This window comes from uncultured Paraglaciecola sp. (assembly GCF_937123705.1).
Classification (GTDB): domain Bacteria; phylum Pseudomonadota; class Gammaproteobacteria; order Enterobacterales; family Alteromonadaceae; genus Paraglaciecola.
Window position 1 is genome coordinate 15,923 of record NZ_CAKZKO010000142.1, and the last position, 22,758, is coordinate 38,680.

The window sequence follows — 22,758 nt, forward strand, 5'->3', positions numbered from 1 at the left end:
AGCAATTTGCTCCACGACAATTCGGCCGCAGTAGAGGTCAAAAATATCAATATCATTGCAATGACATAAACACGTTTTTTAGGGGCATAGAAGTAGTCAAAATGAACAACCACAGAGACACATTGGCAGTCAGCCCTCTTAATTTGCCAGCTCACACCTCAATCTCAGACATTTTTAAACATTTTGCCCATAAACCATGGGCAATGCTTTTAGACTCTGCTGATAGCCAAAGGCAAGATGGTCGCTTTGATATTATGGTTGCTAGCCCTATTGCCACTGTTACCACCAAAGATAGCACTAGCGATATATGGCACCTCAACACCCAGCAACAGAGAAAAAGCCAACTCCCACCCTTATCTTTAGTGAACAACCTACTCCAGCAGTACATGCCCCGCGAATTTGTAACATACAAGCCAAAAACCAAACTGCCATTCTTAGCAGGTGCCTTAGGGTTATTTGGTTATGACTTGGGAAAATGCTTTGAAACATTGCCAAATAAAAATGCTGACGAATACACCACACCCGATATGGCAGTAGGTATATATAGCTGGAGTATCATTAAAGACAATGTGAGTCAGCAGTTTTACCTATGTTATCTGTCCGAATACCCTCACCCTGAGTGTGTTGATATCCAGCAACTCATTACTGCCAAAACGACAGCACAAAGCTTTAGTTTGACTGGGCAATGGCAAGCGAATATGAGTAAAGATGAATATACCCAAAAGCTATCGCGCATTTCCTACTACTTGCAATCTGGAGACTGTTATCAGATCAATTTGGCCCAACGGTTTTCTGCAAGCTATAAAGGGGATGAATGGCAAGCATACCAACGCCTGCGTTTGGCAAACCAAGCCCCATTTTCTGCATTTATTCGTCTCGGTGATAACGTAGTCATGAGTATTTCTCCTGAACGTTTTTTATCTGTAGATGAACAAAAAGTACAAACTAAACCTATAAAAGGCACCAGACCACGAAGTAAAGACCCGAAACAAGATAAGTTACAAGCCGCCACATTATCTAACGCAGAAAAAGATCGCGCTGAAAATTTGATGATTGTTGATCTACTGCGAAATGACCTAAGCAAACATTGCCAGCCAGGAAGTGTGGCTGTGCCAGACCTGTTTAAAATAGAAAGTTTCGCCGCGGTCCATCATTTAGTGAGTACCGTAACCGCAACGCTGTTGCCAGATAGTAGCGCTTTGGATTTATTACAAGGCGCCTTTCCAGGAGGCTCCATTACAGGCGCACCCAAGATTCGCGCGATGCAAATCATTGATGAATTAGAGCCCAACAATCGAAATATTTACTGCGGTAGTATTGGCTATATAGGGTTGTTAGGTGATATGGATACCAATATTTGTATCCGCACTTTGTTGTGCGAAAATACGAACAACCAACACAAAATACATTGTTGGGCCGGTGGAGGCATAGTGCTCGACTCAATCCCACAAGATGAATATCAAGAGAGCTTAGATAAAGTGTCGAAAATATTACCTATTCTCAGTACTCCTCATGTTGCCTTTGGACTACAAGAACATGAATAAAGCACAATTTATCGAGCGATTTCATCATGTGAAACAAATCAATAGTGAAGCCGATTTCCCGCTTAAAGAACCAGGAAAACCCGCTGCAGTGTTATTACCTATATTGGAAAACACCGGTGAATTAACTGTGTTGTTTACAGTCAGATCCCGTCATTTGAAGCACCATGCAGGTCAGGTTAGCTTTCCAGGTGGCAAGCAAGAACTAACAGATAATTCATTGATAGAAACCGCTTTGCGAGAGACCCATGAAGAAGTAGGCATACTACCCAATGAAGTAGAAATAATCGGAAATTTACCTTTATATCGCACTGTCAGCCGTTATGAGGTGGTTCCCTATATAGGTTTTGTTGCTGATACAACAACTTTAATACTAGATAAAAACGAAGTGGACAGCACTTTCCAAGTACCTTTGAGTTTTTTGTTGAATAAACAAAATCACTTAATTCACTGGGTTAAAAGACAAAATGGACAGTTTCCTATTTACTTTATTCCTTGGAAGCGCCACAACATCTGGGGCGCAACAGCTGCATTTGTACGAAACCTATCGAACCATTTCTAAGCAATCGCCAAATAAAACACCTATTCACTATAGGGTATTAAAGTATTCTTTACACTCTTATACGCAATAGAGTCATCATTGCTATTGTTATAAAGGCATATAACTAGCACAATTGCCTTTTATTTTTCCATGTGAATTACACTCAATGATCAGCGTTTTTGATATGTTCAGCATTGGCATCGGCCCCTCTAGCTCCCACACCGTTGGCCCAATGCGGGCTGCCAAAGCATTTTGCGAACAATTAGAAGAGCAAAATTTCTTTTCTCAAACTAAGCAAATAAAAGTCGAATTATTTGGCTCTCTCGGGCAAACAGGTAAGGGCCACGGTACAGGTAAAGCAGTTATACTGGGACTATTAGGATATAGCCCCGAGACAATAGACAGTTCAATTATCGACAAACTTCTGGAACAAGTTAGAGTATCTGAAAAACTCAATCTTAACGGTGTTACAGACATCGACTTTCCAGCTAAAAACGCCATTGTTTTTCATCGTCGTAAAACCCTTACTCAACACGCCAATGGTATGACTTTGCATGCATTACAAGGTGACAAAGTACTTTTTTCGCAAACCTATTTTTCCATAGGTGGCGGCTTTATTATTCGCGAGCAAGACTTTGCCTCAGAAAAAGTCGCAGCCCTTATTCACGAAGAGCAGCCTGTACCTTACAATTTTTCTAGCGCCGCTCAATTACTCGAGAAGTGCAAAGACAATGGCCTGTGTATCAGCTCCTTAATGATGAAAAACGAACAAGTGTTTCAAGGCAAAGAACAGGTCATCGAAAAACTTTGGCATATCTGGCAAGTGATGTTTCAAAGTGTGCAAACCGGCATTCAGTCCGAAGGCATATTACCAGGTGGCTTAAAAGTCACTCGTAGAGCGCCTGCCTTGTACCGTCGTTTGCAAAGTGAACAAACCGCCGATCCTATGGTGGCAATGGACTGGGTTAACTTGTTTGCCCTCGCCGTTAACGAAGAAAACGCCGCGGGCGGCACTGTAGTTACAGCCCCAACAAACGGCGCGGCGGGTATAATTCCTGCGGTATTGTGTTATTTCGACAAATTTGTGAAACCTGTAGATAAAGACATTGTCAGCCGTTACCTATTAACCGCCGCGGCCATTGGCATTTTATACAAAAAGAATGCGTCAATATCAGGTGCTGAAGTAGGCTGCCAAGGCGAAGTGGGCGTAGCCTGCTCAATGGCGGCAGGGGCATTAACTGAAATAATTGGTGGCTCGGTGGATGCCGTTGAAAACGCCGCCGAAATTGGCATGGAGCACAACCTAGGACTAACATGCGATCCCGTTGGCGGCCTAGTACAAGTGCCTTGTATCGAACGTAATGCCATGGGCGCGATTAAAGCGATCAATGCCTCAAGACTCGCCTTAAGAGGCAGCGGCCAACACAAGGTATCACTCGACAAAGTGATTAAAACCATGTGGGACACGGGCAACGATATGAAATCAAAATACAAAGAAACCGCCCGAGGCGGCTTAGCAGTGAATATTATTGAATGTTAGGGGCGAGCTTCTAGCACAAAGAACAAATGTAAGTAATAAAAAAGGCATTATTTTATAAAAATAATGCCTTTTTTATTGATCTTTAGCTAGAAACTCGTTGCTCGAAGCTTTACCTCACCGGCAAAGTGAGGCCTTTAAACATTTTTTCTACTTCTTCGTTATTTTTCAACATCATGGCTTGTTCAACCACAGATTTAGTGAGATGCGGGGCAAAGCGTTCGATAAATTCGTACATATAACTGCGTAAGAACGAACCTTTTCTAAAACCAATTTTAGTGGTGCTGTACTCAAATAAATGACTGGCATCAATTTTAACTAAGTCTGAGTCTAACTTGTCATCCATCGCCATGGAAGCTATTACCCCTACCCCAACTCCAAGTCGCACGTAGGTTTTGATTACATCAGCGTCGGTAGCGGTAAATACAATTTTTGGCTCGATCCCCGCGCTACTGAAAGCTTGATCTAAGGACGAACGACCGGTAAAGCCAAATACATAGGTCACTAAGTTATACTCTGCAATATCTTCGATGGTTATAGTGGTCTTTTTGGCCAAAGGGTGCTCGCGGTTAACAATGATACTGCGATTCCAGTGATAACAAGGCAACATGACTAAATCGTTATACAAATGTAATGACTCGGTGGCAATGGCAAAATCTGCCTCGCCTTTCGCAGCAAGATCGCTTATTTGCGAAGGAGTGCCTTGATGCATATGTAAAGACACTTTTGAATACTTATTCATAAAGCCCTTTATCACTTCGGGTAACGCATATCTTGCTTGAGTATGGGTAGTAGCGATATTTAACTTGCCTTGATCTGGCAAAGTATGCTCGCGAGATACCGCTTTGATACTTTCGACCTTGGCCAAAATTTCACGGGAAATATTAATTACATCTTGACCCGCTTCGGTCACATGGGTGAGATGTTTACCACTTCGTCCAAAAATTTGTACGCCCAGTTCATCTTCCAACATCCGCACTTGTTTGCTGATCCCGGGCTGAGACGTATACAAGCTTTCAGCCGTAGCCGAGACATTTAGATTATTATTGAGAACCTCAACAATATAGCGGAGTTGTTGTAATTTCATGCCTTGACCTTAGTTGTTGACCTTGGGAGCTTCTTTATACTAAAACGTTATATAACTTTAACCAAATGAATTCCATTAATATTTATAAATATCTTTTGGTTATAAAAAATACTGTCAGTTATTAAGCTTTACAAACAAATGTCAATTTCAGAAAAAGGTCTGATAAGATGCAAATAATAAATTATATATTTGTGCGATTACATCTTTTGTTTTAGTTAAATCACACCATGGAATTATTCAATGCTAAAAGACGATACATCAATTGATTTCCCAACTGTATTAGCTTCAACTGTGCATGATATGAAGAATTCCCTTAGTCTTCTGATGCAATCTATTGAAGGCTTAAACCAGAGCTTAGTTGAAGCCGACCCGCTTTCACGAAAACATTTAGCATCAGCGCATTACGAAGCAGCAAAACTTAATACCGGCCTAGTGCAATTACTATCTTTATACCGTGCAGGAATAGATAGTTTACCTATTAATATTGACGAATGTGATATTGAAAACGTTATTGATGATTTGCTCGCAACCAATGAAAGTTACCTAAATCATAAAAATATGATTTTAGAAGTTAACCAATCAGCCGATTTAGTATGGTACTTAGATGCTGATTTAATTGGCATTTTACTCAATGATGTATTAATGAATGCAACGCGTTATTGCCAAAAACAGATAATATTGAGTGTATACAAAGAAAATGACTACTTAGTATTTAAGTTAGAAGATGACGGTCCAGGTTACCCTGAAAGTATGCTAGAGACGAATAATATTAAGATGCAACAGTTTGATATCGCTCATGGTAGAACTGGGTTAGGTTTGTTTTTCGCAAGGTTAATTGCCCAAGCCCATAGTAAAGCTATGGTTACCGGCAAGATATCTCTCGAGAATGGCGGTAGATTAGGTGGTAGTGTTTTTACTTTAAGCATCCCTTAGTTAATTAAAGACTGAGCAAATTAATATCGCAGGGCCTGGCCCTACTATAGTGGAATAATTATAGAATTATGGTATTTACAATAATAATAGTGTTGATTGTGGGGCTAGTGCTAGTAGGCGTAATAGTAAACGCGATCCAGCAACATAAAAACAAGATAGAAAGTGATCGTAGAACTGAGATTTCCAAGCAAAAAAGTATTATCGACAATACTGAAGCAGCGCTATTAGGCGCTGAACAAATCCCCACATCCCAAAGATTAAACTTTATAATGCAGCGCAGAATTTTAGCGGCAATGAAAGCCGCTAAACAAATTGGTGATACATCGACGGGCTCTAATGAGCGCATAAAATCGATGGAAGAAACGCTAAAAACAATTGATGTCAGTAGGCCAGCTCCTTCTGAAGATAGTTTTCAATTACCTCAAGGGGATAAACATGTCATCGTGTTTATTCGCGGGATTAAAAACTTAAGAACGTTATTACGTGCTGAGTTTAAGAAAGGTCGAATTGAAAGTAGAGTATTTTTAGCTGAAGACAAACTCCTCGAACGCTTGCAACTACGAGCCAATGTTGAAACCTTAGTTAGACGTGGCGACATTGCTGTAAAAAACAATCAGATGGGATCCGCCAGACAATGTTTAGAAAAAGCCATTGGAGCCCTCGCTTCTCAACCTAATCAAGATGAATATATAACAACCAGAAAGGCGCAATTAGAAGAGCAACTTTATAATCTTGAGAGCAATTTAAAAAATACCAATAGCCAAGATGTCGCCAAAAAAGAAGAATCAGAAAGAAGCGAAATCGATGAACTTTTTGGTGAGAAGAAAAAATGGTAGTGATGCTAGAACCTTATATGGAAGGCTGAACTCTAGTTAACCCGAACTCGGGATAAGAAATATTTTCTACTGTCCATTGCCAAAATGACGCCGCTACCGATGATAAATTGGCATTTTTTTGCCGTATTATCCCTACTCTTTTACGTAAACCACTTTGATGGATCTCAAGACAAAGCAAATCTTTACTGCGCATTTGCTCTTGGCACAAAGCCGGTACCACAGACACCCCTAAATCATGCTTCACAAATTGTCCTAATGTAGCCAATTGACTCGCCTCTACTTCAATATCTAACGATAAATTATTGATATCTATGTAGGCATCTATCCACTGGCGAATAGCCGAGCCTTTGTTCATAGCAACAAATGGATACAATGCAATTTGCGACCAGGCTAAAGTCTGGTGTATACATAACGGATGATTAGCAGGTAATACAGCAATAAAATTATCTGTAAATATAGGGTGAAACTGCAATCCATCCATATTCTCATGTTCAAAGGAAAAACCAATCTCAGCCCTGCCCGCTTGCACGTCTTTAATTACTGATTCCATCACCACGTCGGTCACAGACAATTTAATATTCGGAAATGCTGTTTTAAACTGTTGCAAGATATCTGGCAACAAACCAGCAGCAAAAGAAGGCATTGCGGCGATGGATAGTTTACCTTGTCCGAGTGAGAATAGGTTATGTAGATCTGAGAAAGCGTCTTGCCAATCGGCAATAAGGCGTTCTGCCACGGGTAGAAACTGCCGACCTTCAGGGCTTAGCTCCACCTTACGCGTAGAACGTGAAAATAAAATCCCCCCCAATTGTGTTTCCATTTTTTTTAACGATGAGGATAAAGCGGGTTGCGATAGACACATTTTGTCTGCTGCTTGGGCAAAGGTATGTGACTGAGCAATACATACAAATATTTGGAGTTGTCGAAAAGACACGTTATACACCGTTCACCCTCGTTATCATTAACCATATTAATAAATTAAACTTATTAATACAGACATTAAATTAATTTTACTATTAGTTTGTATCTTTTACACTCTAATTAGTTTTTCAACGTGAGAGCAAATCATGGCAGGTTTTAACAAGGTAGTAGACAGTTACGAGGCGGCGATGGCCGGCTTACAAGACAATATGACAGTAATAGCTGGCGGCTTTGGCCTTTGTGGCATACCAGAAGGGCTAATTGCACAAATACAAAAAATGCAAACTAAGGGCCTAACCGTTGTCTCAAATAATTGTGGTGTGGATGGATTTGGACTGGGTTTGTTGCTAGAAGATAAACAAATTAAAAAAATGGTGTCATCTTATGTGGGTGAAAACGCCCTGTTTGAACAGCAATTACTTAATGGCGAGTTGGAAGTTGAACTCACCCCCCAAGGCACACTGGCCGAAAAAATGCGCGCTGGCGGTGCGGGCATTCCCGCTTTTTATACCGCAACAGGTTTTGGCACACCAGTAGGTGAAGGTAAAGAAGCGCGAACATTTAATGGCCGTGATTACATTCTTGAAGAATCAATCACAGGTGATTTTGCCATAGTGAAAGCCTACAAAGCCGACCGCTACGGTAACTGCATTTATCGCCATACGGCGCAAAACTTTAACCCTATGGCCGCTACCGCCGGTAAAATTACCGTATTAGAAGTAGAAGAAATAGTGGAGCCTGGCGAGTTATCACCAAGTGAAATTCACACACCTGGTATATACGTTGACAGAATCATAGTCGGCGATTTTGAAAAGCGTATCGAACGCAAAATCCTCTCGTCAGCCACTGCAAATCAATAGGATAATTATTATGTCATTAAGCAGAGAACAAATTGCGATGCGCGTCGCTCAAGAATTTGGTGATGGTCATTATATTAATTTAGGCATAGGCATTCCTACGCTTGCTGCCAACTATGTGGCAGCTGATATTGAAGTGATGTTGCAATCTGAAAATGGTTTACTGGGCATGGGACCCTACCCTACAGAACAGCAAGTAGACGCCGATATGATCAATGCTGGTAAAGAAACGGTGACTGCCGCAACAGGCGCATCTATTTTTAACTCCGCAGAAAGTTTTGCAATGATCCGCGGCGGCCATGTGGACTTAACTGTTTTAGGTGCCTTTGAGGTCGATCACCATGGCAATATTGCCTCTTGGATGATACCCGGCAAGCTTATTAAAGGCATGGGCGGCGCGATGGACTTAGTGGCAGGCGCGCAAAACATCATTGTGACTATGACTCACGCCGATAAACGCGGTAACTCCAAACTGTTAGAGCAATGTACCTTACCCTTAACAGGGGTAAATTGTATAAACAAAATCATTACCGATTTGGCAGTGCTTGAAATAAAAGACGGCGCATTTCACTTGGTTGAACGGGCTCCTGGTGTCTCAATTGATGAGATCAAAGGGAAAACGGCAGGCAATTTAGTGGTTGCTGAAAACGTGCCAGAAATGATGTTTTAAAATAAACCGACACTATTTGTCTATAGCCTTGTATAATTGCTGACATATTCGTTTTTAGAGTGTGTCTCTTGCAATTTACCGACTTACCATTACATCATAATTTATTAAAAGCCCTTGAAATCAAAGGGCTTAACACCCCAACAGAGATCCAAACTAAGGCCATACCTTACGGATTAATGGGTAAAGACCTCATTGCTTCATCCAAAACGGGGTCGGGTAAAACCTTAGCCTTCTTGTTACCTGCTGTGCATAGAGTGTTAACCAAACAACCTTTAAGCCGCCGCGATCCAAGAGTGCTGATTTTAGCCCCTACCCGTGAGCTGGCCAAACAAGTGTTTTTGCAGCTTAAATGGCTTATTGCCAAACAGCCTTTAAAAGCTGCTTTGGTATTAGGTGGTGAGAACTTTAACGATCAAGTAAAAGCCCTTAAACATCATCCACAATTTATTGTAGGCACAGCGGGCCGAGTGGCCGATCACCTAGCGGGCAAGTCCTTATTTTTAAACGGCCTAGAGATGCTGATATTAGACGAAGCAGATCGCATGTTAGACTTAGGTTTTGCTCCGCAGCTTAGACTTATTAATCAAGCTGCCGATCATAGGAAACGCCAATCAATGATGTTCTCGGCCACCTTAGATAGTGCTGCGATGCACGAATTAACCCAATCTTTATTAAAAAGTCCCCAACGGGTTAGTGTAGGCGCTGCCGGTGAAGAACATAAAGATATTCAGCAGCAGTTTTACTTAGCCGACCATGTTACCCATAAAGAAGCATTATTAACTCACATAATCAATCAACAAGAATACCGTCAAATTATAGTATTCACCGCTACCCGCGCTGATACAGAAAGACTAACAGCTTTGCTCAAAGAGCAAGGCTTACACGCAGCTGCACTCAGTGGCGATCTAACCCAAGGCCAGCGCAATAATATTATGAGCGAGTTTGGCCGAGGTCAGCACCATATTTTAGTCACCACAGATATTGCCTCTCGCGGTTTAGACTTATTGAACGTGGCTTTAGTAGTGAATTTTGATTTACCCAAATTAGCCGACGAGTACGTACATAGAGTCGGCAGAACCGGACGCGCAGGCAACCAAGGTCAAGCGGTGTCTTTTGTGGGTCCAAAAGACTGGTTTAGTTTTTTGGCCATTAAAAGCTTTATGCAGCAAAGTATAGAATTTAGCGAGATTGCAAGCCTAGCAGCTAAATTTAAAGGCTTAAAACCAGCTAAAACTAAGCTAGCGACGGGCAAAAAAATGGCCGATAAAAAAGTCAAAGCAAAGGTAAAACCTCAAAACGCACCTAGCCGAGTCCAAACTATGCAAGGTAAAGACGCAGGTGATATGCCGATGAAACGCAAGCCAAGGGCTGTTTTAAAGCCTGAAGAAGAGTAATCAAGAGAAAAAGCGTAAATATAGAGGCCACACTGCGTATACCCCTAAAGTCGTATTGGTTTATGTTTCGAAATTTAATACTATCAATGGTTAGTGAACTATTTGTTTTTTTGTTGTATTACATCTAGAAGGTCAATATGAAATTTTCTGATAATTCAGATCAAGCTGCACGTTACCTGCGTCAAGCGGTCCCTATGATGGTTAAACATAAAATTGTCCCTAATCCCCTGAATTATACTTTGTGGTACAGCTACTATTCCAATGTTTTTCCATTGTTAAATGAGGAGTTAGATCAAACGCTAAAACGCTATGGCACCTGCCCCCCTGATATCTCTGAATCGTTATTTTTTCGTCATATTAGCCAGTTAGATAATGACAATGAAAAGCATTTATTGCATTTCCAAAAAGCATTTTCTCACTTGGTGGATGGTCTATCTGACTCTATGGACCACACTGTCCAGCAAACAAGTGATTTTTCTCAAGCCTTGATGAGCAACCTAAATGAGCTCGGCGCTTATAGTATAGATGACGCTATGGCACCGATTTTAAACAAACTAAGTGCTAATGCCAGTGCAATTTGTAGTGCAAATACAGAGTTTCAAGGACAACTTTCTGCAGCACAGTCTGAAATTAGTGCCTTAAAAACCGAACTTGAAAATAGTAAAAAAGAGGCAAGTACCGATCCGCTAACGGGCTTATATAATAGACGTGTTTTCGAAACCATGTATCACCAGTACATGGAACAAAGTAACCAAGCAGATGAAATCACCCTGATCATGATGGATGTAGATAAATTTAAAGCATTTAATGACACTTATGGACACTTAATGGGTGATCAAATCCTAAAATTTATTGGGCAATTGTTAAAAAGAGAATGCAATGAGCCGGTGATCCCAGTGCGACTTGGTGGCGAAGAATTTGCCCTTTTATGCCCTCAAGTAAAACTTGAACAAGGGCAATTTTTTGCTGAAAATATTAGAAGAAAACTCGCTGCCGTCCCCTTTAGCAACAAACGTACCGGGGAAAGAATACCACCAGTTACCGCTTCATTTGGTGTAACCCAAAAACGCGCTAACGATAATCTTAACACCATGATTGAAAGAGCTGACCAAGCACTTTACGTAGCCAAAGAGGCCGGAAGAAACCAAGTTCACGTCGCCACCCCCTAAAAGTTAAGGAAACTAATCCCAGTGTTCAAAAAAATCGCCGCTGGCTTTTTTGGGTTTACTTAAAGGGCTGATTGGTGACGACCCTAAATAAAGAAAACCTACAATTTCGTCTTGCTCAGACAATCTGAAGGCCTGTTTGACATTTTTGTCTTGGGCATAACTTCCGGTACGCCATACGCCAGCAAAACCTTGGGCAAGGGCCGCCATTTGCATGCTGTGTACCGCACAGGATGCTGAAGCAATTTGTTCAACCCAAGGTACTTTTTCATGCTCGCTATATTTGGCGATAGTTACTATGACCATAGGGGCTCGCATAGGTAACTGCGGAGCTCGCGCAATATCTTTGTCACTTTTCTTCGCGGCAATGGCTGCTTGCTCAAAGACTTGTCCTAAGCGTATTAATCCTTGATTTTGACACACAACAAACTGCCAAGGCGTTAAACAAGCATGGTCTGGTGCCCGTAAAGCGGCTTGTTTGATATTTTCAAGCGCCTGCCCTTGGGGAACCGGAGCTTGTAATCGAGGTTGAGAGCTACGATTCAGTAATAAATCTAGTGCCTGCATTGGCCTTTTCCATAAATATTGTTGTTGTGCGCTATCCTAATCAAAAAGGCGTATAGCTGCCGTTGTTTTTTAATGCTTTATCGAAAATACTTTAGCTCCACCTTTTTTGGCACTTTATTTGCTATATTTCCATAGAAATTAATAAAAGCCTTAATCAAAGCTATGAACTCTAAACCAACATTATGTTTACTCCTCCTAATCGCAGTTTTAACTGGGGGCTGCGCTGAAACTCATGATAATCATGGAGTAGCGCATGCAAGGGTTGTCTTCCATCACCCATCAAATTCATTGCATCACCATGTGGAAAAGCTCACTCGGCAGCTGTTAACCACCTCACAGTTTATCGATCCCGCTCATACCATTGCTGTAGGCACTATTTTACCGGCTCTGCCTACAAGCGGCGAACCTTTGCCCTCTGATGCGGCTCTAGGATTACAAATTCAAGAAAGCTTAATGACATTTGCCACCCAAGCAGGCTTAAAAGTCATAGACTTTAAGACCATGCCAAATATTAAAATTGAGCGACAGGCTGATAAAATGCTGAGCCGAGATGTAGATCAGCTCCATGCTTCTATTTCTGCAGATTACTTTTTAACAGGTACTTACAGCCAACAAGAAAGCAACACTATGGTCAATATTCGCTTAATACAATTACCAGAAAACATCGTACTTGCCGCGGCCACAGATTATGTACCCAATGATGTGATGTGGAGTGATTCAAAAGTTAAACTTAAGCACAACCAAATTTATCGAAGCAACTATTAGGTGAGCCCAATGAAATCATTAATTGTAGGATTATTTATCAGCTCTATTATATGTGGTTGCTCCAACACAGATTTAGTACGTGAAGATAGGCAAACTCAGAGTCAACCTATTGTTATTGCAGTCAATACTGATGAAATGAGCCCGTACCAAGCCAGTACTCTTTTTCAAAATCAGTATAAACATCAAATCACGCACTCTAACAATAAGCTCAACAGTAATATCTCTCGCAAAAATGTGAACATTAACCATTACGTGCGCGACATAATGCAAGATTTGGTCTCAAATATGCGAGGAGTGAGTAACACATCTCCCATAGTAGTATCTAGCTTTGTGGTTCTTGATGATGACTTATCAAGTTCGGGTACATTGGGCAATCAAATAGCTGAAAGTTTTATCCATGAAATTCATAAATTCGGGATCCCAGCCATCGATTTTAAAACCACAGATTATATCCGCATAACCAAAAGCGGAGATTTTGTATTAAGCCGCGACTATTTGGAGTTAACAACCCAAATAGCTGCAGAATACGTGCTGCTTGGCACACTAACTAAACAACAAGGTGGCACCTTAGTTAATGCTCGCATAGTCGCGTTCAAAACAAAGGCAGTCATGGCATCTGCCCAAGGCTTCTTGCCGTCTCACATAACCAACTCGCTTATGAATAACAGCAATCAAGGCGGGATAAAATTGATTAGTGAATAACATCCGCAAATCAATCGTATAAAGTGACTAACTAAGCCGAAGTCTGTGACATGACCTTAACAAAATATCATGCTGCTAACTTACACTACTTATCAACATTGAGGTTTGAAATTTGAAACCCTTACTATTCATTAGCTGCAGTTTATTATTTATTAGCAGCGCATGTACCCACAATTTTGAACAGGTCAGTCATTCTGGTGTTATGTTTCAAAATACTACATTGGCAGTGCCAACAATTACTGATAGGCCCTTAGCGTTGCAAGATTATGTTGCCCAACTTATTGCTGATATGGAAGGTAATTTGCAATCCCTAGAGTCATCTAACGCTGTAGCAGTAACCAATTTTGTTTTTGCCAACTCTAACTACCAAACCACTAATGATTTGGGTCATTTTCTGGCTAATGCTTGTATGCAAGAGCTTCATCGACAGGGAATTACGACCTTGGATTATAAAGTGACCGATTTTATTCGCGTTACCCCAGAAGGAGACTTTTCATTATCCCGTGATCATCTTGAAATAAAAGATGAAGCCAATATCGATTACGTATTAGTAGGCACTATGACTGATGCTAAAACAGGCTATATTTTGCACGCTAGAATTGTTGATGTCGCCAATAAAACCATATTAGCTGCAGCGCAAACCCTTATTCCTAGTAAGTTAGTGAATATGCTCGCCGCCGAAAAACGAGCCGAACCGGCGAACATAGTAAAAGGGGCCTCCGAATGAACCAAAACACTTTATGCTTCATAGTATTAGCAATTGTCTTTACGGGTTGCTTATCCACCAATCAAAATCAGGATTTTAGTGTGACATCTGAGTTACTCGAAGCTGACGCCGAATCCAGCAGGGCAATGGATATTCGTGACTATTCTTTGTACGCGCCACGCCATCACAACAAAAGCTTAAACGACTATGCCAAACAAATGGTCATGGACTTTCAATTTAGTCCCGCATTTAATCAAGCCATTGCAGTTTCCTCTTTTGTAGAGTTTGATGACTCTTTGATTAAAACTAATATGCTAGGTAACCAATTAGCTGAAGCTTTTTTAATTGAAATGAACCAAGCTGGATACGCAGTAGCCGATATAAACGCTTCAGGGGCAATAAATGTGAATACCCAGGGAGGCTTTGTTTTTTCTCGGAAGCAGCAATCACAATTTAACAACCTATGCTGTGCATTATCAGGTAATCTTATTTACCAAAGTAATGGGGTACGAGTGAACAGTAAACTGTTTGATATCGACACTAAAAGGGTCATAGCAGCATCTACCTTAGTGATCCCTTACTTTGTAATAGAGCACTTAGGCCAAACTCAGCTTCGCGCTAATTAACCACAAATAATAGAAAATTAAATCGATCGACTGAGCACAGGCATTCCGCTATGAAACTTAAAATCTGTGTCAGGTGTAGAGATTAACTCTGATTCAATTTTTCCAAAAAATTGGATTCGGTCACTAATATCCTCATCAGCAATTTGCTTCGCTAACGCAAGGTAGTCTTCAAAATGGCGAGCTTCTGACCGCAATAATGACAAATAAAACTTATTTAGCTCATCATCAAGGCAAGGGGCAAGTGTGGCAAAACGTTCACAAGAGCGCGCTTCGATATAAGCACCACAAATTAACGTGTCACTGAGTTTTACAGGATCGTGGGTACGCACATGTTTCATCAAACCTTTAGCATAACGTGAAGCGGCAAGGTTATCGTAAGCAATTCCCCTACTCTGCATGATCTCCCAAACCTGTTGAAAATGATGCAACTCTTCTTTAATCAACAACACCATTTTGCTGATTAACTCATCGCCATGTTCAAAATCGGATTTACTGATCAGCTTTTTTGACAAACTTTTATACTGACTAAAATCGCCCTTGCCAATTTTACGATAAACAAAATCTTCATAAGGTTTTAACCAAGCAAGCAATGCGTCACTACTTTGCTGATCAACCGCATAGCGTCTCAGTAACAACATCGCGGTTTGGGCGGCTTTTAATTCGCAATTTGCGTGATCAACTAATAAAGTAGCTAAGTTTTCAGCTTTGATGGCTTCATGGATCCAGGTTTCTGGTGTTTCACATTGTAGAAAAAAGTTTATTGGTGAAAGTAGTTCTGAAATATTCAAAAAAGCGTTTCCAGTGTTGGTTAAACGTTAAAGATGAAGACTAGGTAGCATGCGCTCATGCAAAATTCGGATAATCGCAATGCCATAAACAGTCATTTTGAAATAAACAACGTGTTTGCCTTCCCTACAAAATCGATACCCTACCCTAATATGGTCACATGAAATTGCCAGTTTAGAAGAGTTCGCAAGCTCACCAAAAGCTGAAAATAAACTATCGGTATAGTGATCGGCCTTCACTTGACCCCATCGCTCAAAAGAGTAGGTCCAAATAGGTTCTAAATCTTGCGATGCTTTTGGAGAAAGCCAAACTCATCCTGTTGTTCAGTAACCGAAATAGTTTTGCGTATTGATGACATATTTTCCCCAAAAACATGAAAAATCATACTATTGATGAGATTATAGATATTTTCTGCTCTTTATAGCAACTGTCTGGTTTGTTTTCTTGCTGCCAGCGTGCATATTTAGCTACTTTACGGCTAAGTCTATAACTCAACAATAAGACTGAATATTTTTTTCTGAGCGCTCGATACGTTTAGCGCGCTCTTTTTCAGTTAATACTTGTGGTTCGCTGTTGGCATCGGCGCGGGTTCTTATTCTTTGGCCACTTTGGTAAAGTTTTAGATTGTTGCGGGCGAGTGTACAGTTCTCTTTATCTGTTTGTGCTGCTTTTGAGGCTTGTAATTGCGTTTGTTTAGCAGTTTTTCTTTGGTCGAAATATTGGTTTATTTTTTCTATACGCGCCTTGTTGCTTTTCTCTTTTGTTAATTCTGTAGTGGGGATAAAAACCTGCACTTTTTCTACCTTCAGATTATCCCCCTTATCTTCAGGGGGATATTGAGACAAATGGGTGACCCCAAATTCATCGGTCCATTTGTAAACCTGATTAGATTGAGCAACAGCAAAAGTACCTAACAGATTGATAAGAATAAAAAACAAGAAATAACGTACCCACATAGCTTATTTGTTCCTAAAACATGTGCAGAGCCTCACTAAGGTGTTATTGAGAGTCGATCATGCACCTTTTTAATCATCTCCTAGTGATAGCATATAGTTCGCTCATTTCCCAAAGTTGGTTTTATCCTAAGGTATATTTTTGTATTTAAACTAGGCTGATTATTAGCAAGTTTATAATGACTGGCGACTGCACTTTAGGCAGGTTTGTAACCACGCTGGTTCATCACCCAGCCTATTTCACAATTAATCAAGATTACTCGCTTCTCGCTCATTATCACCGGTTAATAATAGATATAAACAAGGCACAATCACGATAGATAAAATGGTAGAAGCCACTAAACCAAAAATGATTGCATAACAAAGTGGTGCATACATTGGACTGCCTATTGCCAAAGGCACTAACCCAACTACTGTGGTTATAGATGTAGTTAAAATCGGGCGTAATCGAGCTGCTGCACCGTCGGCAGCGGCATTAGCAATAGTAGCGCCTTCTCGCAATAGATTATTCATTGTATCTACCATGACAATACCATTGTTAGCAACAACACCAATCAGTGATATCACCCCAATAACCGCAAAGAAACTCAGCGACATGCCAGTGAGCCAAAATCCCAAAAAGGTGCCGGTTAACGCCAGTGGCATAGTGACTAAAATAATAAAGGCTTGCTTAAATGAGTCAAAAACAATGACCAATACGCCAAATACCATAATCAAGGCCACAACGAGCATGGCCCCTGCTGATCCAAATGTTTCAGCAGTTTCTTCGGCTTCCCCACCAATGGACCAGTTGTAACCCGCAGGCCAGTCTTCGCTGATGCGTTTTAATATGGGAGTAAATTCGGCAGTGATTTCGTTTACGTTGCGACTGGAAATTTTCGCCAACACACTGATTGAGCGATCCCCATCTTTATGAATGATCGAGGTAGGAGCTTCTGACATATTGGCTGATAGCAAAGACCCCAAAGCCACTGTATTACCTTCAGCGGTAAATGCCCTAATCATTGAAAACTCTTTTACTTCGGTTGGCCCTCCTCCCGAACCTGCTCGACTTGCCCAATCCAGTCCTAAGCGAATATCAATATCGTCTTCAGGGCCCACAGTGGCAAACGTACCAATCTTATCATTAGCCAACGCGAAACGAATTTGTGAAGCTAAGTCTTGTTGACTTAGGCCAAAAAAATCTGCCGCTTCACGGTTTGGTATTAACGCGATTTCTCCTTTCACACTGCCTAGATTGTTGCGAACATCTGTTGTACCTCGCACCTCTTTTAGACGCGCCTGTACTTGGGCTGATAGCGAGCGCAATTGATTCATGTCGGTACCAGTAATGGTTATGGATATAGGATCGCCTGTACTGGGCCCGCCTGATTCACCCACGACTAAAAGCGTTGCTCCTACTACGTTAGCGCTTAAATAGTCTCTCAATTCACTTCTAAGCTCGTCAACTAATACAAAACTGGATTTTTCACGGTTTTCTGGCTCAACAAAGGTGATTGAAAAACCGATAAAATTTTCAGCTTGAGATGGCTCTAGTGCCGAAAGAATTGACGCTGACGCCAAAGGACTTTTACGGCCAACTAATTTGATAACACTGTCAAAGTAAGGCTTTTGCTGCAATATTTCACCCACGGCATCAGCAACTTGTTGGCTAGTATCTATAGTTGTCGAAGGGGGTAATTCGATATTAATACCCAAATTAAGCCCATCTGCGGCTGGGTACAACTCCATAGGAATGCGACTTGCAGCAATTAAAGAAAGCATAAAAAGTAAAAGTGCTCCCGTCACCCAAACCATAGCGCGCTTTTTAGACTTTAAAGTTGAACTAAGGCTCCATTTTTTGACTGAACTTGATACATTTTCTAACACCCTATCGGCTTGCGTTTTTTTAATATCGGCCCCGTGTTTAGCCACGCGACCTAATACGTACCGTGACAATGGTACGCTTGCCAATAAGGCAACGGCAAAAGCCACCACTAAACAGGCAATGGCTGTTACTGGCAGCACTCGTATAAATTTACCGGAGATCCCACCAATTGCCATTAGGGGCGCTAGGGCCAAAATAGTTGTGAGTTGTCCAGCAAATGCGGGCATACCATATTTGGCAATAGTGGCCAACGCGGCTTGACCAAACGTCTTTTTATGAGTGTAAATTTCTTCGTGTAAACCTTCCATCATCAAAATAAACACATCAACCAACAGCCCGAGCGCCAACACCATGCCAATAATGACTAGCTCGTTCAGGCTGTACCCCAACATCCAAATCAGTACCAGAGCACCACAAAATGACAAAGGAATAGAAATGCCTGCGACGAGTCCTTCACGCCAAGTGAGGACCACAAATAAAATGACAAACACGGCCAACATAGCCTGTAAGCCATTTGAAAAAACGTTAGTTAGCGAGTCTCGAATTTGATTGGCTTCATTCTGAGTAACAGAAAACTGGATATCTTTAGGCCAAAAATTATTTTGTTGCCAAGCCGTTAATGACTCTTCTATTGAAGCAATCAGTTTTACTGTATCTGCCCCAGGCGCTTTTTTGATACTGACTTCGATGGTTTTACCAAAATCACTGCCGCTTTCACTGAAAAAAGCGCGGGTTTGTTCTTTCTCTAATTGCCTGGTTATCGAACCCAATTCCTTAAGCCGTACTGGGCGTTTATCAAACGCTCCTCCTAGTCGAACTATAGGTAAGTCGCTTAAGCTGTCGACACTGGTGATCTTGCCTTCTAATCTTACGACGGCACCAATTTTCTGACTGTCAATTTCACCAAACGGTTGATTAATGTTCGCGGCATTAATCCCTTGACTTACTTTTGTAGGTGAAATCCCAAGGGCTAAAAGACGCTCAGGATCGAGCAATATTTGAATTATTTCATCTCGCGCTCCCCCAAGATTAACCTCACTTACTCCACTTATGGTTTCGATACGTTCTTGTAAGGTTTCCGCAAGATTATTAAGAGACACGTCAGATGCATTACCATGTAAAGTCACTGTCATAATGGGTCTATCGTCAACGGCTACCTGCTGAATATCTGGCGACTCCGCTTCTTTTGGTAAACTACTTTGCGCATCAGATACCGCATCCCGCAGCCGTTGCATGGCCTGCGCTGTGTCTGATTCGGCGGTAAATTCCACCGCAATTATTGAATAAGAATCAAAAGATGCACTTGAAAACGTCTTCAAACCCTTCAGTGTGGCTATTTCATCTTCAATCTCTTGAGTAATTTGCTCCTCTATAGTTTGAGGATCGGCTCCGGCCCATAAGGTTGTAACAGTCGCATTAGGAATATCTAAATCAGGTAATGATTCTTGGGTAAGGTTGTTATAGGCAAAAAAACCACCGGCAGTTAACAGTAAGGTAAATAAAATACCGAAAGTAGTTTGCAGAAAAAAGAAGCGCGCTAACGAATGGGCACTAGCCACTTCTTTGCTTTCTTTTATTGGCTTTTTAGTGGCCGCTGTTGGTTCCGTTACCTGTTGCTGAGTGGGACTCACAATACTGTACCCTGCTTAGTACTGGCTTTACTATCATCGCTTATGATGCGCACTAAATCGCCATCAGACAGGCGCGACCTGCCTTTAGTGATCACCATATCGTCAAGGGCAAGGCCCTTTAATACTTCTCGGCGATCTCGCCCCTGTAAACCCAGAGTAACAAATACTTTTTCGACTTTATTAGTATTAGGATCGACTACGAACACATAGGGCTGGTTATTTTCAAATCGTGTACTTCCTATAGGAATTGTTAATACGTTTTCACTAACCGGGCCGGCAATCCAAGCCGATAAATACTCTCCATCTTGTAAAAATTGTTCACCTTGAGTGCTACGAAGCTTTACTGAAAACGTGCGGGTATCTGGATCAACTGAGGGACTGATGGCATACACAAACCCTTTAATTGCACTTTCATTTTGCGATTCAAGGGCACTCATTGACGCTTTTTGCACGCGACCTTGTTGAAAAAGCACAGCCGAGCCGACTTGAAGCTGACGATAATAAAATGCCGGCAAACTAACTGTCACTTCAAATTCTGAAGGGTCAATAATAACAATGGGCACTGTGCTTAGGGCGCCAGCTTCGCTGGTAGACTGCACTTGGGAAGGGGAAAAATAAAAACCTTGTTGAATATTTAAGCGCGCCAACATCCCATTTATAGGTGATACGATACGTGACTCGTCAGCCACAATAGACGCATTTTGATAAGCCACTCGGGCTTGCTCAAATTTCGCTTTTGCCTCGTCATATTCTTGTTGCGAAGCAGACTTTTGCTGCAGTAATTTATTAAAACGGTTATAGGTTTTTTCTGCCAGCTTTAAATTAGCTTGAGCATCTCGAATCGAGGCATGAGACAACGACTCTGCACTGTTGTTGCCATTAGCCGGAAGGTTTTTTTCTTGATAAGCAATTAGCTGCCCTTTTTTAACCCTATCACCCTCTTTTAAATTTGGATCAACAAAGGCAATGCGCCCTGCACTCTCAAAACTCAAGAACTCTCGATTAAGCGCCCTCGCGGTGCCTTCAGCAAATATCCAAGTATGTACATCAGCACGTACAACATTTGTGGCCGCAACGCTAATTTCGGTAGGCGTTGGCTCGGCAGATTCTTGGAGGTTATCGTCTTGGCCACAGGCATTTAATAGCCATGCTAACCCACTCAATATTATAACTTTTTGTTTCATTGTTAATGTCTCAGTCATGATTTGCCTCAAAGCCACCACCTAATGCTAGGTGCAAGTCAATTCGGTTGTTAAGGCGGGATAAACGGGTTTCAATTAAAGCACTACGGGTATCCAGCGCTCTTTGTTGTGATTCAAGCACAGTTAAAAACAAAGTTACCCCCTGTTCATAGCGGTTGAGTGCAATACGCTGGGCCTCGGACGAGGCATCGGAGGCTTTTACAAATGCGGTTTCACGGTCTTGTAGAAATGCTTCGCTGGCTAAAGCAGCCTCCACTTCAAAAAATGAACTCAGCGCCAATTCTACATAGGCTTGCGCTGCTGCTTGCTGTTGAGCTTTTGAAAAGTCCACATTGGCTCGCAAACGTCCCCCCTGAAATATAGGCTGAACTAGCTGCCCAGCGATAGACCATACTGAAAAATTCCCTTTTAAAAGCTCAGAAAACTCATTACTTTGAAAGCCCGCTGAGCCTGTAAGGGTAATAGAAGGTAACAGCGCTTTACGACTCGCTGCTTCGCGAAAACCTGCGGCCTTTAGTCCTAGCTCGGCCGCCATCAAATCAGGTCTTCGTTTAAGTAAATCTGCCGGCACCCCCACCTTAGGAAGAGACGGAATGATCGGTAAATGCTGTGGTGTTTCAATACTGTTATTGGGGTAATTGCCCAGTAGCGTTTCAAGCTGTCGAGTTAGGTTTTGCAACATATTTTGCCGTAAAGCAAGCCCTGCCCGCGCCATTTCAAGGTTATTAATGGCTAATAACTTATCCGTAGGGGCAACGACTCCTGCATCCGCCCTATTACTCACTTGACGGGTTGTTTCTTCTATAATGTCTACTGTACTTTGGGACAAAGCAACCTGCTGCCTAGCTTCAATCACGCTAAAATAGGCTTTAGCAGTTTGCGCTGCAATTGACGTTTGTACTGCCCTAAAATTTTGTTTTGAAGCTAAAAATTCTGCTTGTGCCGCAGCCGACAGCACACTTAGGCGTCCCCAAAGGTCAACCTCCCAAGACACATTAAGTGAACTTCCATAGGATTCAGAAATGATCCTGTTTGTCCCCTCTTGACCGCCACTGCTTAAAACTTTTTGTTTAGACGGGCTGAGTGAGGCACTCAATTGGGGTAATCGGTTCGCCCCAGCAATGGTAGCTTGAGCCAAAGCCTGAGAAGTTTGCGCCTTAGTCTGCAATAATCGGGGATTCTTAAGTAAGGCTTCTTCAATTAGTGACGTTAATACAGGATCGTTAAAGCCTAACCACCAACTGGCCTCTACCGCCCCTTGGGTTGTGTCTGTTGCCCATTCACTTGGCACATTTTCAAGTATTTTGCTGTCATCAGGCACAGATACAGAGGCACAAGCAGATAGAAAAATAATGGAAAAAAGTGGGATGCAGCGAATAGACATGAATAAGCTCTGTATTATTTAGCAATGTAATGGCTTATATGAATTACTTTTTCATCCATATAATCTCATCACAAACGCAGTTAAGT

At 41.6% G+C, this 22,758-nt stretch carries 21 protein-coding genes and 1 pseudogene; 13 read left to right on the plus strand and 9 right to left on the minus strand.

The window, feature by feature from the left end; translation table 11 throughout:
* The first annotated feature begins 101 nt into the window (after nt 1-101).
* From pabB to Q0688_RS19655, 3 genes are all read left to right on the plus strand, one after another.
* The gene (pabB, locus tag Q0688_RS19645; protein WP_299081301.1) at nt 102-1,544 is read left to right on the plus strand and encodes an aminodeoxychorismate synthase component I; all 1,443 of its coding nucleotides are present in this window, start codon (nt 102-104) and stop codon (nt 1,542-1,544) included.
* Nucleotides 1,537-2,103, plus strand: a complete 567-nt coding sequence (locus Q0688_RS19650; protein WP_299081303.1) for a CoA pyrophosphatase — start codon at nt 1,537-1,539, stop codon at nt 2,101-2,103. Before pabB ends, Q0688_RS19650 begins: the two co-directional genes overlap by 8 nt.
* 145 nt (nt 2,104-2,248) lie before the next feature.
* Nucleotides 2,249-3,622: an L-serine ammonia-lyase gene (locus tag Q0688_RS19655; RefSeq protein ID WP_299081306.1), complete on the plus strand. Its 1,374-nt coding sequence runs from the start codon at nt 2,249-2,251 to the stop codon at nt 3,620-3,622.
* Between the two features lie 109 nt (nt 3,623-3,731).
* Here Q0688_RS19655 and cysB read toward each other — a convergent pair whose 3' ends face one another.
* A complete protein-coding gene (cysB, locus tag Q0688_RS19660) occupies nt 3,732-4,706 on the minus strand; it encodes an HTH-type transcriptional regulator CysB (protein WP_299081309.1) in 975 nt (324 codons plus the stop codon).
* A gap of 240 nt (nt 4,707-4,946) precedes the next feature.
* Between cysB and Q0688_RS19665 the strand changes: the two genes are divergently transcribed.
* Complete coding sequence (locus tag Q0688_RS19665) at nt 4,947-5,639, plus strand: HAMP domain-containing sensor histidine kinase (protein ID WP_299081312.1); 693 nt, start codon at nt 4,947-4,949, stop codon at nt 5,637-5,639.
* Nucleotides 5,640-5,707: 68 nt separating this feature from the next.
* Complete coding sequence (locus tag Q0688_RS19670; protein WP_299081315.1) at nt 5,708-6,475, plus strand: hypothetical protein; 768 nt, start codon at nt 5,708-5,710, stop codon at nt 6,473-6,475.
* A 13-nt stretch (nt 6,476-6,488) separates the two neighbouring features.
* Here Q0688_RS19670 and Q0688_RS19675 read toward each other — a convergent pair whose 3' ends face one another.
* On the minus strand, nt 6,489-7,418 hold the full coding sequence (locus Q0688_RS19675; protein ID WP_299081318.1) for a LysR family transcriptional regulator: 930 nt from the start codon (nt 7,416-7,418) through the stop codon (nt 6,489-6,491).
* A gap of 124 nt (nt 7,419-7,542) precedes the next feature.
* On the opposite strand from Q0688_RS19675, the gene Q0688_RS19680 reads away from it, so the two are divergent.
* From Q0688_RS19680 to Q0688_RS19695, 4 genes are all read left to right on the plus strand, one after another.
* Complete coding sequence (locus tag Q0688_RS19680) at nt 7,543-8,256, plus strand: CoA transferase subunit A (protein WP_299081322.1); 714 nt, start codon at nt 7,543-7,545, stop codon at nt 8,254-8,256.
* A gap of 10 nt (nt 8,257-8,266) precedes the next feature.
* The gene (locus tag Q0688_RS19685) at nt 8,267-8,923 is read left to right on the plus strand and encodes a 3-oxoacid CoA-transferase subunit B (protein ID WP_299081325.1); all 657 of its coding nucleotides are present in this window, start codon (nt 8,267-8,269) and stop codon (nt 8,921-8,923) included.
* A gap of 68 nt (nt 8,924-8,991) precedes the next feature.
* Complete coding sequence (locus Q0688_RS19690; protein ID WP_299081328.1) at nt 8,992-10,317, plus strand: DEAD/DEAH box helicase; 1,326 nt, start codon at nt 8,992-8,994, stop codon at nt 10,315-10,317.
* Nucleotides 10,318-10,454: 137 nt separating this feature from the next.
* Nucleotides 10,455-11,486 carry a GGDEF domain-containing protein gene (locus Q0688_RS19695; protein ID WP_299081331.1) on the plus strand — a complete coding sequence of 344 codons (1,032 nt, stop codon included), beginning with the start codon at nt 10,455-10,457 and terminating at the stop codon, nt 11,484-11,486.
* Nucleotides 11,487-11,498: 12 nt separating this feature from the next.
* On the opposite strand, the gene Q0688_RS19700 is transcribed toward Q0688_RS19695, so the two are convergent.
* The gene (locus Q0688_RS19700; protein WP_299081334.1) at nt 11,499-12,050 is read right to left on the minus strand and encodes an NAD(P)H nitroreductase; all 552 of its coding nucleotides are present in this window, start codon (nt 12,048-12,050) and stop codon (nt 11,499-11,501) included.
* Between the two features lie 300 nt (nt 12,051-12,350).
* Here Q0688_RS19700 and Q0688_RS19705 point away from each other — a divergent pair, with 300 nt between their 5' ends.
* The 4 genes from Q0688_RS19705 (at nt 12,351) to Q0688_RS19720 (ending at nt 14,849) form a co-directional block, all read left to right on the plus strand.
* The gene (locus Q0688_RS19705) at nt 12,351-12,815 is read left to right on the plus strand and encodes a FlgO family outer membrane protein (RefSeq protein WP_299081337.1); all 465 of its coding nucleotides are present in this window, start codon (nt 12,351-12,353) and stop codon (nt 12,813-12,815) included.
* 9 nt (nt 12,816-12,824) lie between these two features.
* Nucleotides 12,825-13,517, plus strand: coding sequence for a FlgO family outer membrane protein (locus Q0688_RS19710; protein ID WP_299081340.1), 693 nt, complete (start codon nt 12,825-12,827; stop codon nt 13,515-13,517).
* 202 nt (nt 13,518-13,719) lie between these two features.
* On the plus strand, nt 13,720-14,244 hold the full coding sequence (locus tag Q0688_RS19715) for a FlgO family outer membrane protein (protein WP_299081343.1): 525 nt from the start codon (nt 13,720-13,722) through the stop codon (nt 14,242-14,244).
* Nucleotides 14,241-14,849: a FlgO family outer membrane protein gene (locus Q0688_RS19720; RefSeq protein WP_299081346.1), complete on the plus strand. Its 609-nt coding sequence runs from the start codon at nt 14,241-14,243 to the stop codon at nt 14,847-14,849. The genes Q0688_RS19715 and Q0688_RS19720 overlap by 4 nt, the downstream gene beginning before the upstream one ends.
* Before the next feature lie 17 nt (nt 14,850-14,866).
* On the opposite strand, the gene Q0688_RS19725 is transcribed toward Q0688_RS19720, so the two are convergent.
* The 6 genes and pseudogenes from Q0688_RS19725 to Q0688_RS19745 form a co-directional block, all read right to left on the minus strand.
* Nucleotides 14,867-15,637: a tRNA isopentenyl-2-thiomethyl-A-37 hydroxylase MiaE gene (locus Q0688_RS19725; RefSeq protein ID WP_299081349.1), complete on the minus strand. Its 771-nt coding sequence runs from the start codon at nt 15,635-15,637 to the stop codon at nt 14,867-14,869.
* Between the two features lie 27 nt (nt 15,638-15,664).
* Nucleotides 15,665-15,928: pseudogene (locus Q0688_RS27675) on the minus strand (type II toxin-antitoxin system RelE/ParE family toxin); the annotation flags it as partial.
* Between the two features lie 198 nt (nt 15,929-16,126).
* Nucleotides 16,127-16,591: a DUF4124 domain-containing protein gene (locus tag Q0688_RS19730; RefSeq protein WP_299081352.1), complete on the minus strand. Its 465-nt coding sequence runs from the start codon at nt 16,589-16,591 to the stop codon at nt 16,127-16,129.
* A 243-nt stretch (nt 16,592-16,834) separates the two neighbouring features.
* Nucleotides 16,835-20,086: an efflux RND transporter permease subunit gene (locus tag Q0688_RS19735; RefSeq protein ID WP_299081355.1), complete on the minus strand. Its 3,252-nt coding sequence runs from the start codon at nt 20,084-20,086 to the stop codon at nt 16,835-16,837.
* Nucleotides 20,083-21,288: an efflux RND transporter periplasmic adaptor subunit gene (locus Q0688_RS19740; RefSeq protein WP_299081358.1), complete on the minus strand. Its 1,206-nt coding sequence runs from the start codon at nt 21,286-21,288 to the stop codon at nt 20,083-20,085. Before Q0688_RS19740 ends, Q0688_RS19735 begins: the two co-directional genes overlap by 4 nt.
* On the minus strand, nt 21,281-22,672 hold the full coding sequence (locus Q0688_RS19745) for an efflux transporter outer membrane subunit (protein ID WP_299081361.1): 1,392 nt from the start codon (nt 22,670-22,672) through the stop codon (nt 21,281-21,283). Before Q0688_RS19745 ends, Q0688_RS19740 begins: the two co-directional genes overlap by 8 nt.
* Nucleotides 22,673-22,758 lie beyond the last annotated feature (86 nt).

Excerpts from the sequence above, each read along its gene's own strand:
- Q0688_RS19670 (WP_299081315.1), top strand. The coding sequence starts at position 5,708 with ATGGTATTTACAATAATAATAGTGTTGATTGTGGGGCTAGTGCTAGTA.
- Q0688_RS19700 (WP_299081334.1), bottom strand. The coding sequence starts at position 12,050 with ATGCAGGCACTAGATTTATTACTGAATCGTAGCTCTCAACCTCGATTA.
- Q0688_RS19685 (WP_299081325.1), top strand. The coding sequence starts at position 8,267 with ATGTCATTAAGCAGAGAACAAATTGCGATGCGCGTCGCTCAAGAATTT.
- Q0688_RS19730 (WP_299081352.1), bottom strand. The coding sequence starts at position 16,591 with ATGTGGGTACGTTATTTCTTGTTTTTTATTCTTATCAATCTGTTAGGT.
- Q0688_RS19745 (WP_299081361.1), bottom strand. The coding sequence starts at position 22,672 with ATGTCTATTCGCTGCATCCCACTTTTTTCCATTATTTTTCTATCTGCT.
- Q0688_RS19695 (WP_299081331.1), top strand. The coding sequence starts at position 10,455 with ATGAAATTTTCTGATAATTCAGATCAAGCTGCACGTTACCTGCGTCAA.
- pabB (WP_299081301.1), top strand. The coding sequence starts at position 102 with ATGAACAACCACAGAGACACATTGGCAGTCAGCCCTCTTAATTTGCCA.
- Q0688_RS19650 (WP_299081303.1), top strand. The coding sequence starts at position 1,537 with ATGAATAAAGCACAATTTATCGAGCGATTTCATCATGTGAAACAAATC.
- Q0688_RS19710 (WP_299081340.1), top strand. The coding sequence starts at position 12,825 with ATGAAATCATTAATTGTAGGATTATTTATCAGCTCTATTATATGTGGT.
- Q0688_RS19720 (WP_299081346.1), top strand. The coding sequence starts at position 14,241 with ATGAACCAAAACACTTTATGCTTCATAGTATTAGCAATTGTCTTTACG.
- cysB (WP_299081309.1), bottom strand. The coding sequence starts at position 4,706 with ATGAAATTACAACAACTCCGCTATATTGTTGAGGTTCTCAATAATAAT.
- Q0688_RS19715 (WP_299081343.1), top strand. The coding sequence starts at position 13,720 with ATGTTTCAAAATACTACATTGGCAGTGCCAACAATTACTGATAGGCCC.
- Q0688_RS19680 (WP_299081322.1), top strand. The coding sequence starts at position 7,543 with ATGGCAGGTTTTAACAAGGTAGTAGACAGTTACGAGGCGGCGATGGCC.
- Q0688_RS19655 (WP_299081306.1), top strand. The coding sequence starts at position 2,249 with ATGATCAGCGTTTTTGATATGTTCAGCATTGGCATCGGCCCCTCTAGC.
- Q0688_RS19740 (WP_299081358.1), bottom strand. The coding sequence starts at position 21,288 with ATGACTGAGACATTAACAATGAAACAAAAAGTTATAATATTGAGTGGG.
- Q0688_RS19665 (WP_299081312.1), top strand. The coding sequence starts at position 4,947 with ATGCTAAAAGACGATACATCAATTGATTTCCCAACTGTATTAGCTTCA.